The 15351-nt window shown below is 74.5% G+C and carries 9 protein-coding genes; 6 read left to right on the top strand and 3 right to left on the bottom strand.

Annotated elements, in window-relative coordinates; translation table 11 throughout:
* Positions 1–139: 139 nt before the first annotated feature.
* The 3 genes from RND61_RS25645 (at position 140) to RND61_RS25635 (ending at position 5082) form a co-directional block, all read left to right on the top strand.
* A complete protein-coding gene (locus RND61_RS25645; protein WP_315880464.1) occupies positions 140–2077 on the top strand; it encodes a CASTOR/POLLUX-related putative ion channel in 1938 nt (645 codons plus the stop codon).
* 384 nt (positions 2078–2461) lie between these two features.
* The gene (locus tag RND61_RS25640) at positions 2462–4681 is read left to right on the top strand and encodes an acetoacetate decarboxylase family protein (RefSeq protein ID WP_315880463.1); all 2220 of its coding nucleotides are present in this window, start codon (positions 2462–2464) and stop codon (positions 4679–4681) included.
* A 110-nt stretch (positions 4682–4791) separates the two neighbouring features.
* Complete coding sequence (locus RND61_RS25635) at positions 4792–5082, top strand: hypothetical protein (RefSeq protein WP_315880462.1); 291 nt, start codon at positions 4792–4794, stop codon at positions 5080–5082.
* 55 nt (positions 5083–5137) lie between these two features.
* Here RND61_RS25635 and RND61_RS25630 read toward each other — a convergent pair whose 3' ends face one another.
* Together RND61_RS25630 and RND61_RS25625 are read right to left on the bottom strand one after the other, a co-directional pair.
* Complete coding sequence (locus RND61_RS25630; RefSeq protein ID WP_315880461.1) at positions 5138–6367, bottom strand: beta-ketoacyl-[acyl-carrier-protein] synthase family protein; 1230 nt, start codon at positions 6365–6367, stop codon at positions 5138–5140.
* 190 nt (positions 6368–6557) lie between these two features.
* Entirely contained in the window at positions 6558–7541 is a 984-nt protein-coding gene (locus tag RND61_RS25625; protein ID WP_315880460.1) for an acyl-CoA desaturase, read from the bottom strand.
* A gap of 364 nt (positions 7542–7905) precedes the next feature.
* On the opposite strand from RND61_RS25625, the gene RND61_RS25620 reads away from it, so the two are divergent.
* Positions 7906–9210, top strand: a complete 1305-nt coding sequence (locus RND61_RS25620; RefSeq protein ID WP_315880459.1) for a cytochrome P450 — start codon at positions 7906–7908, stop codon at positions 9208–9210.
* A gap of 85 nt (positions 9211–9295) precedes the next feature.
* Positions 9296–10921 carry a peroxidase family protein gene (locus tag RND61_RS25615; RefSeq protein ID WP_315880458.1) on the top strand — a complete coding sequence of 542 codons (1626 nt, stop codon included), beginning with the start codon at positions 9296–9298 and terminating at the stop codon, positions 10919–10921.
* Between the two features lie 87 nt (positions 10922–11008).
* Here RND61_RS25615 and RND61_RS25610 read toward each other — a convergent pair whose 3' ends face one another.
* Positions 11009–13330 carry an Orn/Lys/Arg family decarboxylase gene (locus RND61_RS25610; protein WP_315880457.1) on the bottom strand — a complete coding sequence of 774 codons (2322 nt, stop codon included), beginning with the start codon at positions 13328–13330 and terminating at the stop codon, positions 11009–11011.
* Between the two features lie 370 nt (positions 13331–13700).
* On the opposite strand from RND61_RS25610, the gene RND61_RS25605 reads away from it, so the two are divergent.
* Positions 13701–15326: a DUF7507 domain-containing protein gene (locus RND61_RS25605; protein ID WP_315880456.1), complete on the top strand. Its 1626-nt coding sequence runs from the start codon at positions 13701–13703 to the stop codon at positions 15324–15326.
* The last annotated feature ends 25 nt before the right edge of the window (positions 15327–15351 follow it).

The raw sequence follows: 15351 nt of genomic DNA, 5'->3' as shown, positions 1-15351 counted from the left end.
CGGGGCGGGCGCCCGTTCGACCCGGGAAGGAGGGTGGCGGTCCGAAGGATCGCGTGCACGGCGCGTTAGCGTGAAGCCCCAGTCGAGTAACGGTTCGTCATCGTCCGGCACGGTGTCTCATGTTCTTCGGGGGCTTCGCATGGCACGACACGCGTCTTCCGCCCGGTTGCGTGCGCGCTACCACTTCGACAACCTGATCGCGCGCGGCACTCCCGTCCTCATCGGCTGGCTCGTCCTCATGTGCCTGGCCGTCGTGGTCCCCGCGAGCATCGCGCTCGTGTGGACGGACCAGGACGCGCCGAAGACCCTGTCCGCCCGGATCTCGGAGGTCTGGCACCGCGTGGGGGAGACCCTCGAGGTCGGGGGCGAGGTCGGCTCCCCCACCTACGTGCTGCTGTCGGTGCTGCTCGCGCTCGTGGCGCTGCTCTTCGTGTCGACGCTCGTCAGTCTCATCACCACCGGTATCAACCGCCGGATCATGGCGCTCCGGCTCGGCCACTCCACGGTTCTGGAGAAGGGCCACACCGTGCTGCTCGGCTGGTCCGACCAGGTCTTCCCCGTGATCTCGGAGCTGGTGGTGGCCAACGCCAACCAGCGCCGGTCCGCCGTCGCCGTCCTCGCCGCCAAGGACAAGGTGGAGATGGAGAGCGAGATCGCCGCGAACGTCGGCAGGAACCGCTCCACCCGGGTCATCTGCCGCACCGGCTCCGTCACCGTCCCCGCCGTCCTCGCCAGGGTCAGTCCGCACACCGCCAAAGCCGTCCTCGTGCTGCCGCCCCGCGACGAAGGCGGCGACCTCCAGGTGGTGAAGACGCTCCTGGCCGTCAACGCGGCCGTTCCCCGGGTCGGCGGTGACACCGCGGTGATCGCCGCGGTCCGTGACGCCCGGCACCACCTGGCGGCCACGCTGGCCGCCGGGCCCGGCGGCTGCGTCCTGAACATCGACGACGTCATCGCCCGGCTCCTGGTGCAGACGTCCCGCCAGCCGGGGCTCTCCCTCGTGTACCAGGAGCTGCTGGACTTCGAGGGGGACGAGTTCTACACCTGCTCCGCCTCCGACTTCGCCGGCCGGACCTTCGGCGAGACGCTCCTGTCGTTCGCCACCTCCTCGGTGGTCGGTGTCCTCTCCGCCGACGGCGCCATCGCCCTCAACCCGCCCTCCGACACCAGGATCGACGCCGACGACCAGCTCCTGGTCATCACGCGGGACGACGACACGGCCGTCCGCACGGACGCGCCCCTGCCCGTGGACGAGGACGCGATCGTCGGTGCCGCCGTCCCGGTACCGGCCGCCGAGCACCTGCTGCTCCTGGGCTGGAACCGGCGCGCCCCGCTCATCGTGGAACAGCTCGACCAGTACGTGGCCCCCCGCTCCACCCTGGACGTCGTGGCGCTCGGCACCGAGGCGGCGGTGCGGGACGCGTACACCGCCGACGGCACGACACGCCACCTGAGCGTGACCTTCCACAGTGGCGACATCACCGAGCCGCGCACCCTGGCCGATCTGGACGTGCCCTCGTACGACAGCGTGATCGTCATCGGTGACGGGGGCCACCCGGCCGCGCCCACGGGCGCGGACCTCCCGGGCCGGGGCGCGGCGGGGAAGGGCCCGGACCCCGACGACCGCACGCTGCTCACACTGCTGCACCTGCGGGCCATCGAGGAGTCCACCGGACGGGAGATCGCCGTCATCACCGAGATGTCCGACGACCGGAACCGACCGCTGGCCCCGGTCCGGGAAGGCGCCGACTTCATCGTCAGCGGGCGGCTCATCAGCCTGCTCATGACGCAGATCTCCGAGAACCGGCACCTCGCCGACCTCTTCACGGAGCTGTTCGCCGCCGAGGGGAGCGAAATCTACCTGAAGCCCGCCGTGAACTACGTCCGGCCCGGTCGCGAGGTCACCTTCGCCACCGTCGTCGAGTCCGCCCGCCGCCAGTACGAGTGCGCCATCGGCTACCGGCTGCACCACCAGTTGTCGACGGCCCCGGACTACGGCGTACGGATCAACCCGGACAAGCGGCGACCGGTACGGTTCGCGGAAGGGGACCAGGTGATCGTCGTGGCGGTCCGCTGAGCACGGGCACCGTCCCGCGGCGCTCCGGACGCACCGGACGACCTACCGGGCACCGCCCTCGCCGCCGGTGGGGCGCGGCCGTCGCGTACCGCGGACGGAGGATCGGCCCGGGATCCGGTTCCTCCCCGCCGGCCGCGTCCGCACGCCGTCCGGTCCGCGACCGGCCGCGCGGAGGCCGGCCCCCGCCCGTACCGGGGTTTTGCCGGAGCACCACCGGCCCGCGGCCCACCGCCGCCCACGGTGCCGGGTGGTGCGGCGCCCGAGCCGCCCCCGCGCTCCGCGCCCCGGGCACCGGCCTTCCCGGATGCGCGGACGGGCCGGGGCTCCGACCATCGTCCCAGGAGGGCTGAACCGGTCGGCCCGCTTCCGTTCTGCGAGGCCGCCATGGCATCCCAGCACCCTCCCGGTGCCGCGCACCGGGACGAGCCCGACCGGGCCGAGGTCGCGCGGTCGCTGCGCGAAGCGGCCCTGGAGGTCTCGCGCGCCGCGCAGACGGTCATGGGCGCCTCCACCCGTGCGAGCGCCGTGCTCGCCTCGCCGTGGCTGGCACGGTCCAGCGTGCGGCACCCGGGTACCGGGGCGGCCGCGTACCGGGCCCTGGTGCGCGCCCTGACCCGCGGTTCCGGCCTGGGGTTCGCGTTGCGGGCGCGGGGCGGGCCCCTGAAGAGGATGGGGCAGGTCGGTGAGGTCTGCGGACGGGAGAGCCTGGCGAACCGGGTCGCCGTGACGTCGCTGCGGCTGCGGGTCGCGGCGGTCCTGCTGGAACATCCCGAGCTGGAGCGGGACCCGGGCATGCGGCGCCTGATGGACGCCGTGGCCGAGGACCGCGACGTGGAAGCGCTGCGGGCCCTGCGGGCGGTGCTCAGGGACCGGGGGGCCGAGCGCGCCCTGTCGACGCTGGCGCCCCTGCTGGCCGAGCTGTCGGCCATCCGGGCGCTGCTCGACGAGAACCCGCTCAACGACGAGGTCGGGTGGCAGATCGCCACCGGCGAGGCGCTGCACGCCGACCCCTGGCTCGGCATCTCGTCGCGGCACCTCTCGGCCCTCGACTCCGGTGAGGGCTCCGCCGTCCCGGTCACCCTGGAGGAGGACGACGCCCGGTCGCTCGCGGAGCGGGGTTCGCTCATGGGCTTCCTGCGCAACATCGCCCTGCTCGGGTGCGAGGGCCGCATCCTGATCCAGGACGTGCGCGGCCCGGACGGCAAGGTACGGCACGTCCTCCAGGCCCCCGGCATGGCGCCCGGCAGGCCCCGCAACGACTCCCCCCAGGACTTCATCGGCGCGTGGAGCAACCTGTTCGACCCGGAGTCCCCCTACACCCGCGGCATCCTGCTGGCCATCGAGGAGTACGGAGTGCCCGACGGCGCCGAGCTGGCCGTGATCGGCCACAGCGAGGGCGGCATCGCCCTGATGAACCTGGTGCAGAACAGCGGGTTCTGCCGGCGCTTCCGCGTGACGCACGCGGTGACCGTGGGGTCCCCCGTCGACAACAAGAGGCCGGCCGACCCCCGCACCTGGGTGGCGACCGTCACCAACCAGCACGACCTCGTACCCACGCTGGACGGCAGGGGCGCGGGATCGGGCACGGTGTTCACCCCGCACGAGGACTGGTACGAGGTCGACTACACCGATCCGAGCCACGAGTTCCCGCTGTGCCACTCGCTGGGGAAGTACATCGACAACCTGGAGAACGACCTGCCCGACGCGCGGCGGGACATCGACGAGGCGCTGACCCCCTACCGGGGGGAGGTGGTGCGGTCGCAGGTGTACCAGTTGAAGGACCGCGCCAACCCCCCGCAGGGCTACCCCCTGATGGCGGTGCCGGTCACCCCGGTGGCCACCTCGGCGGGGCCGGTCGAAGTGCCCGTGCGGTACTACGACTCGACGGCGGTCGTCGCGTTCTTCGCCGTCGCCCCGTCCGCGGCGGCCGAGCTCCTGTCCCCCGCCTCCTGGATGGTCCCCACCCGGTTCGGGCGGCGTGTCCTGGTCGCGCTCTCCGCGTACGAACACCGCTGCGTCAGCCTGGGCCCCTACAACGAGTTGGGTCTCGCCGTGCTCGTGAACGACCTGTGGCGGCCCCGCGGGTACGACGTCGTGCGTGATCTGCTGCGCCGGGCGGACACCCGCCGCGTCGGCCGCCAGGTCACCGCGCTGGCCGTGACCACCCCGGAGGCCGAGGAGGCCGGCAGGGAGCTGTGGGGCCATCCGGCCCGGACGGCCCACCTGGACGTGCGGCTGACGCGAAACCGGCTCCACGCCGTCCTGACCGGACCCGGCGACACCGCTGCGGGAGGGGCGGAGCGGCCCCTGCTCGACTTCAGCGGCGGCCTCGGGCCGTCGGTGCCGGCTCCGCACACGGATTCGGTGCTCTACGGGCGGTCGGCCGGCACGACGCTGCGCACCCTGGTGCACAGCGCGGGACGGCAGCGGTTCCACCCGGCACCGGAGGCGCGCCTCCGGTGCGCCACCGGGGAGACCGGCGAGGAACCCCCGCTCGTGCGGCAGCTGCGGTCGCTGGGCCTGGACGGCGCGAGGCCGCTGTTCGTGCTCAGCGCGTCCGCGTACCAGGCCCGCCGCGGCGCCGGGTCCCCACTGCCCCGTTGACGCGGGCGCCACGGAGCCGGTGGCGGGGCGGAGTGCCTCCGCCCCGCCCGGTTCCGCGGGGCGCCCCCGACCCGAGGAAACCGAGGAGGCCGTATGACCGAGGAGGCCGCATGACCACGGACGCCGTGCGCGACGGGCAGTCGCGCTCGCAAGAGGAGGGGCTTCGCGCCGAGGCGGAGGCGCTGGCCCGGGTCGCGGGACAGCTCCTGGCCCAGGCGGCCCGACTGGCGGACCGGCCCCACGTGCCCGGCTGGTGCGTGCCGACCCTCCGCCGACAGGCGGACTCCTGCCGGACGGCCGCCGACGACCTCCGTGCCGCCGCGTCCAGCCTCGGCAGGCACGCGCGACGCGCGGGAGGCGGCGCCGACGGCGGTCCGGCGGGGGACGGCCGCGCGGCCTGACGCCGCCGGTGGGGCGCGCCCCGGTGGTCGGCCGTCGGGGCGCCCCGCCCGCGGGTCAGGGGGCGCGGAAGACGAGCGCGGTGTTCTGCCCTCCGAACCCGAACGACGTGCTGAGGGCGGTCCGCATGCGGGCCGTCCGGGGCCGGCCCGTGACGACGTCCAGTTCCGCGCCCGCTTCCTGGCGCCGCAGGTTGGCCGTCGGGGGGATCACGCCGTGCCGCAGGGTCAGCGCGGTCAGGGCCGCCTCGATCGCGCCCGCGGCTCCCAGCGCGTGGCCGATGACGCTCTTGTTGGCGGTGACCGGCGGGTCGTGCGCGAAGAGGCGGCGCAGCAGCCGCGCCTCGGTGACGTCGTTGAGCGGCGTGGAGGTGGCGTGCGCGTTGACGTGGTCGACGTCCCCGGGGGCGCAGCCGGCGTCGTCGAGCGCGGCCAGCACCGCCGTCCGCGCGCCCCGGCCCTCCGGGTGGGGGGCCGCCGGATGGTGGGCGTCGGCGCTCGCCCCGTACCCCGCCAGGTAGCCGTGGACGTCGGCGCCGCGCCGGTGCGCGTCCTCGGCCCGTTCGAGCACCAGGACGGCCGCTCCCTCGCCGGGGACGAACCCGTCCCGTTCGGTGTCGAAGGGCCGGGAGGCGGTGGCGGGGTCGCCGCGGCGCGACGACATGGCCCGCATCTGGATGAAGCACGCGGCCGTCATCCGGCTGCGGGCGGACTCGCTCCCGCCGGCGAGGACGACGTCGCAGCGGCCGCTCCGCAGGAGGTCCAGCGCCACCCCCAGGGCGGTGGCCCCGGAGGCGCAGGCGCTGCTGGTGGTGAAGTTCACGCCGTGCGCGCCCAGGTCGAGTGCCACCTCCGCGGCGGCCATGCTGGGTACGCTGCGCGTGATCTGGAGGGGGGAGACGCGGTCGCTGCGGTTATCGCGCAGGAGCCGGAAGGGCTCCTCGTACGTGTGCAGGCTGTTGCTGCCCACGCCGAGCACGACCGCGACGCGTTCGCTGCGCCACTCCCCCGGGTCCAGGCCGGCGTCGCCCACCGCCTGGCGCGCGGCGACCACCGCCATCTGGGCGTACGGGTCGAGGCGGCGCGTCACCGCGTGGCCGAGCAGCGCACGGACGGGGTAGTCGGGGACCGCGCAGGAGAAGTCGGTCCGCAGCCCTTCGAGGACGGGGTCGGGTCGCGCCGTCGACTCGCCGCGGAGCATGACCTTCCACGTCTCGTCGGCGCAGACCCCCGCCGGGGACAGGAGTCCGATGCCGGTGACGGCGGCGTCGCGGTTGCTCGGGTCCAACGGGACACCTCCGGCGGGCGGGAAGACGGGGTCGGTGGCCACCGCTGGTCTGCACGGGGTCCTCGGGGCGTCGGCGCGCGGGGACGGCCGGCGCTCGTGCAGGCGGGTGATCGGACGGTCCTTGCTTATCACCCCGCCCGCCTGTCGCGGTGCCACCGGATCACCGCGACACACCGGCCGGCCACGTCATTCACTCCGTCGTGCGACCACCGCGGGACCGGGCACCGCCGGCGGCGCGGCAGCCGCCGTCCGGGTCGGCCGGTACGCGGCGTCGTGCGGCGAGCCGGCTCCGGTCCGGCCAGCGGACGTCATGGGCCCACCCGAGGCGTTCGAAGAGCCGGATGAGTGCCGCGGTGGCATCGAACTGGCCCCGCAGAGCACCGTGCCGGGCGCTGGTCGGGTCCGCGTGGTGCAGGTTGTGCCAGCCCTCGCCGAAGGTGAGCAGGGCCACCCAGCGCACGTCACGCGACTGGTCCCGGCTCGCGTAGTGCTGCGGGCCGAAGGCGTGGGCGACGGAGTTGACCGACCAGGTGACGTGGTGGACGACGGCGTAGCGGACGAGGCTCCCCCAGAAGAACGCGGTGGCGGCCCCGTGCCAGGACATGGTCCACAGCCCTCCGACGAGGGGCGGCAGGGCGAGCGAGACGGTCAGGGTGAGCCCGTACCAGCGGTCCAGGCGGCTGATGACGGGGTCGTTGAGGATGTCCGGGGCGTAGCGGGCGATGTTCGCGCGCCGCCGTCGTGCGAACCAGCCGACCTGCGCGTGCCAGAGCCCCCTGAGGAGGGCCCGGCGCCCGGTACCGAAGGCCCACGGCGAGTGCGGGTCGCCCTCCCGGTCGGAGAACTGGTGGTGGCGGCGGTGCTCCGCGACCCACAGGGAGACCGGGCCTTCCATGGCCATGCCGCCGGCCAGCGCCAGGGCGACGCGCAAGGGCTGTTTCGCCTTGAAGGACAGGTGGGTGAAGTGACGGTGGTAGCCGGTCGAGATGCCCGCGATCGAGATCGCGTACATGCCCAGTCCGAGCGCGATGTCGAGGGGGCCCGCCCCCCATTCCCACGCGGCGGGGAGGGCGGCGGCGAGGACGACGAAGGGCAGGACGACGATCCCCACCAGGTAGCCGGTGTACTCCGCGCCGGTGACCGGGACGGTGACGGCCGGGGGTCCGGCGGGCAAGGCGCCCGTCCCTCCGCCGGCCGTGGCCGTCACCGTGCTCCCCCGGCGCGTCCGCCCCGGTCCGAAGCCCGCGCCCCGGCCCGCTCCTCCGGCGTGGGGGCCCCGCGCGCCGGGAGGACGGGGGGCGGTTCGCCTTGTCGGAACATGCTGTCTGGCCTTCCTGTCGCTGCCGGGGCCGGTCCCCGGCCCCCATGCTGGGCGGTCGGCCGCGCGGGAGGGCGGCGGCGCGCGGCCGTGTCTCTGGAAGGAGCAGGCCGTTCACGCGGCCAGCGTGACCGGGGTGCGCGAGGAGGACCGGTGTGCCGTAATGGGAGGGATCCCGTCGGCGGCCTTCCGTGCCGCCCTGCCACGTCTGGGTGGGCCCATGGACTTCCTCGCGGCGTACGACGCCATTCCGGAGAGCGACGCGGCACGGCGTGTCGCGCTGCTCCGGCAGCGCATGAAGGGCGACGGGCCGGCCCTCTTCCGGGAGTTGCGCGCCGCCCGCCCGGTGTTCGCCACCCCGGTCGGCGTCTTCGTCACCCGCATGCCGGACGTGGTCGAGGTGCTGTCCACCCCGGACGTGTTCACCGTGGGCGTGTACGGGCCGACGCTGGAGGAGGCCCTGCACGGGCCGTTCATGCTGGCCCGTGACGGCGCCGACGTCCACTGGCACGACCGGGGCCACGCACAGTTGATGCTGCCGGCGGAGGACTTCGGCCCGGTCCGCCGGCTCACCGCCCGACTCGCCGACGACGCGCTCGACCGGGCGGTGGCGGAGGCGCACGGCCAGGGCCGTACGACGTTCGACTACATCCAGGAGTACGCGGCCCCGGTCGCCGCTCGCGTCGCCGTCGAGTACCTCGGCTTCACCGGTGTGGACGAGAGGACCCTCCACCGGCTCTCCCGCCGGGTGCAGTGGGCCGTCTTCGTCAACCCCGACAGGGACCCCGAGGTGCACGCGTCGGGGGTGGCGGCGGGCAAGGAGCTGCACGACCTCGTCGCCGCCGTCATCGAACGGCGCCGTGCCGCCGCGCCCGGGACCGGGGCGGACGGCGGGCCGCCGAAGGACGTCCTCGACCGGATGCTGCGGACCGTCCTCCCCCCGGGGGCGGAGATGGACGACGAGCGGATCAACCACCAGCTCGTCGGCTACCTCATCGGCTACCAGCAGAACGCCACCCAGTGCGCGGCGACGGCGCTGAAGGAGCTGGCGGCGCGCCCCGACGCGCTGGCCGAGGCGGAGCGGCTGGCGTCCGGGCCCGACCCCGCGTCCTTCGACGCCCACGTCTGGGAGGCGCTGCGCTTCCACCCCTTCGTGCCGTCGACACCGAGGCTGTGCGTGCGCGGCCACGTCCTGGCCGCGGGCACGCCGCGGGAGACGCGCCTGGCGGCGGGCACGGTCGTCCACGCGTGCATGGCGTCGGCGATGTTCGACGAGACGGTGGTCGAGGAGCCGTACGCCTTCCGTCCGGACCGCACACCGGTGCACAACATGGTGCTCGGGCACGGGGCGCACGACTGCGTGGGCAGGTACCCGGCCCGGGCGATCGTCCCGGAGATGGTGCACCGGGTACTGCTGCGCCCCGGCGTCAGGCCCCTGCCCGGGGCCGACGGCGCGATGGACTACGCGGGCACCCCGTACCCCCAGCACTACACCGTGGCCACGGGGGGCGCGGCCCCTTCCTGACCCTTCCCGCCCCTTCCCCACCGGGGGGTGAGACGTCCGAAGCGCACGACCTCGCACGGGGTGCCGACCAGAGAGCAGGGCCCAGATGACCACCACCTCCCGCAAGGCGGACGCGCCGACCGGCGACGGTCGGGACCCGTCCCGGGACGGGCTGCGCAACCGCGTCGAGGCGCACGTGCTCACCCACTACGAGCCGTTGTGGCGGGCGGTCCAGCGCAACCGGTGGCTGCACCGCAGGACGAACGCGGTCCTGACCGACCTGGCCATCCTCAAGGCGCCTCCCCGCCCCAACCCGCTGAGCACGATGGCGCCCTACACCTCGTGGCCCTCGCTCACGGACCGGTCCTACGTGGGCCGGCACCTCCCTCCGGACACCGCCCCGCATCCGGGGCGCCCCGCGCCGGAGCGGGCGGCCGAGCTCTTCCGCCGCGAAGGCGCCGGGGAGACCTGCCACCGCTCGACCGCGCTCCTGCCCGCCTTCGCCCAGTGGTTCACCGACGGGTTCCTGCGCGGCCACGGCCGGGGCGGCGACCCGCGGCGCACGGACTCCCCGCACACCATCGACCTGGTGCAGTTGTACGGGGCGGACGAGGAGGTGACCTCGTGCCTGCGGGAGTTCGACGGCGGACGGCTGAAGAGCCGCGTCGTCAACGGCGGCGAGTTCCCGCCGCTCCTGTGCGAGAACGGGCAGATCAAGGCCCAGTTCGACGCCCTGAAGCCGGTGCGCTGGGAGGACGTGCCCGAGCCGCTGCGCGACACCGTGTTCGCGACGGGCGGCGACCGCGCGCACGCCCACATCGGCCCGATGCTGGTGAACGTGCTGTTCCTGCGCGAGCACAACCGGATCGCCGGGCTGCTGACCCGGGCGCACCCGACGTGGGACGACGAGCGGGTCTTCCAGACCACCCGCAACATCCTGGTGGTGATGACGATCCGGCTGGTGCTGGAGGAGTACATCAACCACCTGACCCCCTACCACTTCCGGTTCATCCTCGACCCGACGCGCACCGTCAGGGCGAGCTGGCACCGGGAGAACTGGTCGACCATCGAGTTCAGCCTGGTCTACCGGTGGCACAGCCTCATTCCCTCCAGCTACCGGATCGACGGCGAGGACGTCCCCCTCCTCCACACCCTGGCCAACGGCCGCCTCCTGGAGGACCGGGGCATGGGGCCCCTCTTCGACGACCTCTCCCGCCAGCCGGCCGGGCGGATGGGGCTGTTCAACACCGACCCCCTGCTGCTGCCCACCGAGACCCGCAGCCTGGAGGTCAGCCGTGAGCTGCAGGTGGCGTCCTACAACGACTACCGGGAGCACTTCGGTTTCCCGCGCGTCACGGACCTGCGCCAGGTCTCCGGCGACCCGGTCGTGCGCGAGGCGCTGTACGACCTGTACACCGATGTGGACGAACTGGACCTGTACGTCGGCATCTTCGCCGAGGACAGGAGGCACGGCAGCCTCTTCGGCAATCTGCTGGGGCGGATCATCGGCATCGACTCGTTCTCCGAAGCCCTCACCAACCCCCTGCTGTCACCGAGGCTCTTCACCCCGGCCACCTTCTCCCCCGAGGGGATGGAGATCCTGCGGCGGACCCGCTCCCTGTCCGACGTCGTCCACCGCAACCTGCCGGAGGACGACGGGCGCTACCTGGTCTCCCTGGGCACGAAGCACGCGAGGGACGCGGGGGACGTGCGGGGCGGCCGGGCGGTGTGACGACCGGGGCGGAGGCGCGCGCACCGGGCGCCCCGCACGGCCGGGGGCCGGCGGGGCGCCTCCCGGCACGAGGCGGCCGGCCGCTCGTCAGCCCTGTGGGAGCCTGACGCACTCGATCAGGTAGTCCCCGTTCTCCGGGTCCATGGTGACGCCGTGGGCCTCGCTGTGGAACCCGGGGAACGCCCGGTCGAACGCCTCCAGGGCGCGCAGGTACCGCAGGAGCGGGCCGTCCGGGGCCCCGACGGACTCGCCGGGCATCAGCACCGGGATGCCCGGCGGGGTCACCGTGACCATGGCGGCGGCGACGCGCCCGGCGGCCTCCCCGAGCCGGAGGCGTTCGGTACCGCCCCGGATGAGCCGCTGGTAGCAGCGCTGGGGCGGTTCCACGGGCTCGGGCAGCCGCTGGAACGCCGTGTCGAGGGCGCCGATCAGCTCGGCGTGGGTGAGGTGCTCGTGCATCTCCTGGCACAGGCCGCGCAGGGTGGTCCCGCCGTACCGCAGCGGGAACTGCTCGACGAGGGCGGGCAGCACCTCCTCCAGGGGCGCGTCCGTGTCGTACAGGGCCTTGAAGTCCATCAGGGCGTCCATCAGGGTGCCCCACTTGCCCTTGGTGATCCCCATGGAGAAGAGGACCAGCGTCGTGTAGCTGTCGGTCTTCTCCACGACGATGCCCCGGTCGGCCAGGTACGACGTCAGGACCCGCGCCGGGATGCCCCAGGGCGACGTCTCGCCGGTGGCCGTCACCCCCGGGCAGGTCAGGGTGACCTTGATGGGGTCCAGCATGCAGTAGCCCTCGCTGAGGTCGCGGAAGCCGTGCCAGTCCGCGCCGGGCTCCAGCAGCCAGCAGGCGGGCTCGCCGCGCAGCAGTTCGGTGGGGGCGTCGGCGAAGGGGACGCGCTCGCCGGTGGCCGGGTCGGTGACGGCGTCGGGCTGCCAGACCCCGAAGAACCATCCGGGACGGTCCCCCGCGTCGGCGATCCGCCGGCCGGTCCGCACGACGGCCTGGCGGAAGCGGACGGCCTCGGTCACCGCCTCGTCGATCAGCCACTGCCCCTGCGGTCCGTCCATCATGGCGGTCGCCACGTCGAGGGAGGCGATCGCCGGGTAGAGGGGCGAGGTGGTGCCGTGCATCATGAACGCCTCGTTGAAGCGCTCGTGCTCGACGGGGGCGCGGGGCGAGGACTTGACGTGGACCATCGCCGTCTGCGACAGCGCGGCGAGCAGCTTGTGCGTGGACTGCGTGGAGAAGACGGTGGGCCGGTCGGCGCCGGCGAAGGTGTCCGGACCCACGGCCATCCCGAAGCGCCCGGCGTACAGGGGGTGGAACCGGGCGTAGGCGAACCACGCCTCGTCGAAGTGCAGCCGCGGCGTGCTCGGGGCGAGGGCGTGTGCCGTCGCGATGGTGTCGTAGCACAGTCCGTCGTACGTCGAGTTGGTCAGCACCGCGTACTGGGCCTGCCGGGAGGCCGCTCCGGCCGCCAGCGGGTTCGCCGCGACCCGGGCGGCCACGGCGTCCGCGGCGATCTCGTTCGGCGGCAGGGGACCGGCCAGTCCGTAGCCGTTGCGGGTCGGCACCAGGTAGACGGGGCGGGCGCCGGAGAGGACCAGCCCGTGCAGTACGGACTTGTGGCAGTTGCGGTCGACCAGCGCGATCTCGTCGGAGGTGACGCTGTAGTGCCCCACCATGCGGTCGGCGGTGGAGTCGCCGTGCAGGACGAAGTACGTGCGGTCGGAGCCGAACACGCGGGCGGCGTTGCGCTCGGCGTCGCCGATCGGGCCGTTGTGTTCGAAGAGGGACCCCAGCGCGCCCACCGAGATGGACAGGTCGCTGCGGAAGAGGCGCTCGCCGAAGTATTCGAAGAAGGCCCGGCCCGGCGCGGACTTGAGGAAGGCGACGCCACCGGAGTGCGCGGGGGTGTGCCAGGAGTACTCGTGCGCGTCGTCGAAGCGGCGCAGCGCCTTGAAGAACGGCGGCAGGAGGTTCTGGTGGTAGGTGTGGGCGGCCGCCACGACACGGCCGGCGATGAACGGGGCGGTGTCCTCCAGCGGCCAGATGTAGCCGACGACCGCCTCGGAGACCCACAGCGGCAGGTGTTCGAGGTCGCGCTCGGACCCGTCCTCCATGAGCAGGAAGACCGGCAGCCGCTTGTAGCGCCGCTGGAGCTGGCGCAGGACCTCGGCGCCGCCCTGGCCGTCACCGGCGGCGCCCGGTAGGTCCCAGGCGACCACGGCCGCGGCGAGCCCCGCCTCCGTGTGCAAGGTGGCCCGGACGTCCTCGGTGCTGGCGGCCCACCGGGGCTCCAGCCCCTGCTCCTCCAGCTCTTTGCCGATGCGGCGCAGTTGCTCGGTGCCGACGCCTCCGCCCGAGGGGATCTCCCGCAGTGCCAGCAGAACAGTGCCGCTTGCCATGACGACCGCCTCCCGTGATGCCGGTGTGCTCCTGGGCTGATGGCCACCGGTCCTGTGCACAGTGTCGGCGCCCGGGCGGAGACGGCCGCCGATCCTCCGGGCCGCTTCACCCGCGGGTCGCGCGGCGCCTGGCGATTCCGGGCCGCGCGGCGGTTCTGGCTTAGGCCGGCTGCCTCAACCGCGTGTCGGCTGCGGTGGGCCGTCCGTGTCGGATTCCTCCCGCCGGGCGGGTCCGGCGGGCCGGGATCGGCCGTCCTCGTGCACTCGCCGCCCGATCGGCCCAATCGCCGGGCGCCCGGCTTTCCCGTTCCCGGCCGGCGGCTGACGCTGATCGCCACCGGGGCGCCCGGGGCCGGAAAGGAGACCTCGGATGGCGGTCAGTGCCTCCACCCGCACGAGAACCCTGCTGCTCACCGTCGGAGCGCTGCTCCTGGTGGCCCCGGTGGGCGGTTGGTCGCCGGCCTCCTGGACCTCGCGGGCCGTCGCCGACGGAGTGGGGCCCCGGGCGCTCGACCTCTCCGTGACCGTCAACACGCGGCCGGGGCGGGAGGCGGAGCGCACCGGGGTCCGGGTCGGGGACGTGGTCGTCAAGGAGTACCGGCTGACCAACCGTTCGGGTGCCGACCTGCACCGGGTCACGGTCACCGACCCCGCCGTCCCGGAGGCCGCCCTGCACTGCCCGGAGGGCCAGGGCTTCGCCATGCGGGGGCTGACCACCGTCACCTGCGTGTCGCGGGTGAGCGCCGCGCCCGGGGTGCAGACGGCCACGGTGGTCGCGCGGGGGGAGATCCCCTCGCTCGGCATGGAGACCCTCGCCTCCGCGGACGCGGGATACCAGGGCGTGGCCGGCGCCCTGGCGCTCGACGTCGCCGTCAACACCGCCGCGGAGCCCCTCCCGGTGGTCCAGTACACGATCACCAACCAGGGCAACAGCACGGTCTACGACGTACAGCTCACCGACCAGGCCCTGGGGCAGTCCCCGGTCGTCTGCGACGGCCAGCCGGCCCCACCGCAGGCCCTGGCCCCGGGTGCCGCCGTCGTCTGCACCGCGACCGTGGCCGGTCTCCAGCCGGGTGTCTACCCCAGCACGCCCGAAGTGCGGGGCAGCGACTTCCTGTCCACTCTCGGCTCGACCGGCGGGCTCGTCGCGGCTCCGCCCCTGGTGGCCGGCGCGGCACCGCTTCTCACGGCACCCGCCGGCCCGAGCGCCGCGCCGCCCGCGCCCGCGGTGCCTGCGGTGCCGGGGGCGGCGGCGGCTGTTCCCGGGGCCATGCCCGGCACCGCCACCGAGGCCGCACCCGGGGCCGTGCCCGGCACCGCCACCGAGGCCGCACCCGGGGCCGTGCCCGGCACCGCCACCGAGGCCGCACCCGGGGCCGTGCCCGGCACCGCCGCCGAGGCCGCACCCGGGGCCGCCGCCACAGCCGCCCCCGGCACCGCAGCCGCCCCCGAGGCCCCCGCGACCGCTCCCGGTACCGCCGCGGCCGTCCCCGGGATCCCTCCCGGCGCCGCCGTCGAGGCCGCCCCCGAAGCCGTCCCCGGCACCACCCCTGAGACCCTCCCCGAGGCCACTCCCGAAGCCGTCCCGGAGGCCACCCCCGAGGCCACTGCCGAAGCCGCCCCGGAGGCCACCTCCGAGACCGCTCCCGAGGCCGCGCCGGGCCCGACACCGGCACCCGCACCGGGCGCCGCCGGCGCGGCTCCCGCGCCGGGTTCGTCGGACGACGCCGCCCTGGCGCTTCCGCCCCCCGCCGGGCTCGTCCCTCCCGGGGAGCTGGAGCGTCGGGACCCGCGCACCCCCTCGGCCGCCGGTACCACCCCGCCCCCCGGAAAGCGCGTCGAACCCCGCCCCTCCGAGAGTCCCACGAGCGCGTACCTGCCCCCGCGGGCGGACGAGGCGCCCCGGCGGGACAGAACGCTCAGCCCCCTCATGTCCCTGCTGCTCCTGCTTCTGCCCGCGGTGGTGCTGATCGTGCTGGCGGGACGCCGGCTGTGACCACGCGGCCGTTCCGCCACCCGTG

Source organism: Streptomyces tamarix (assembly GCF_032423885.1).
GTDB lineage: Bacteria > Actinomycetota > Actinomycetes > Streptomycetales > Streptomycetaceae > Streptomyces > Streptomyces tamarix.
The sequence above is the reverse complement of the archived record's forward strand: the minus strand, read 5'-3'. Positions and strand labels throughout refer to the sequence as shown.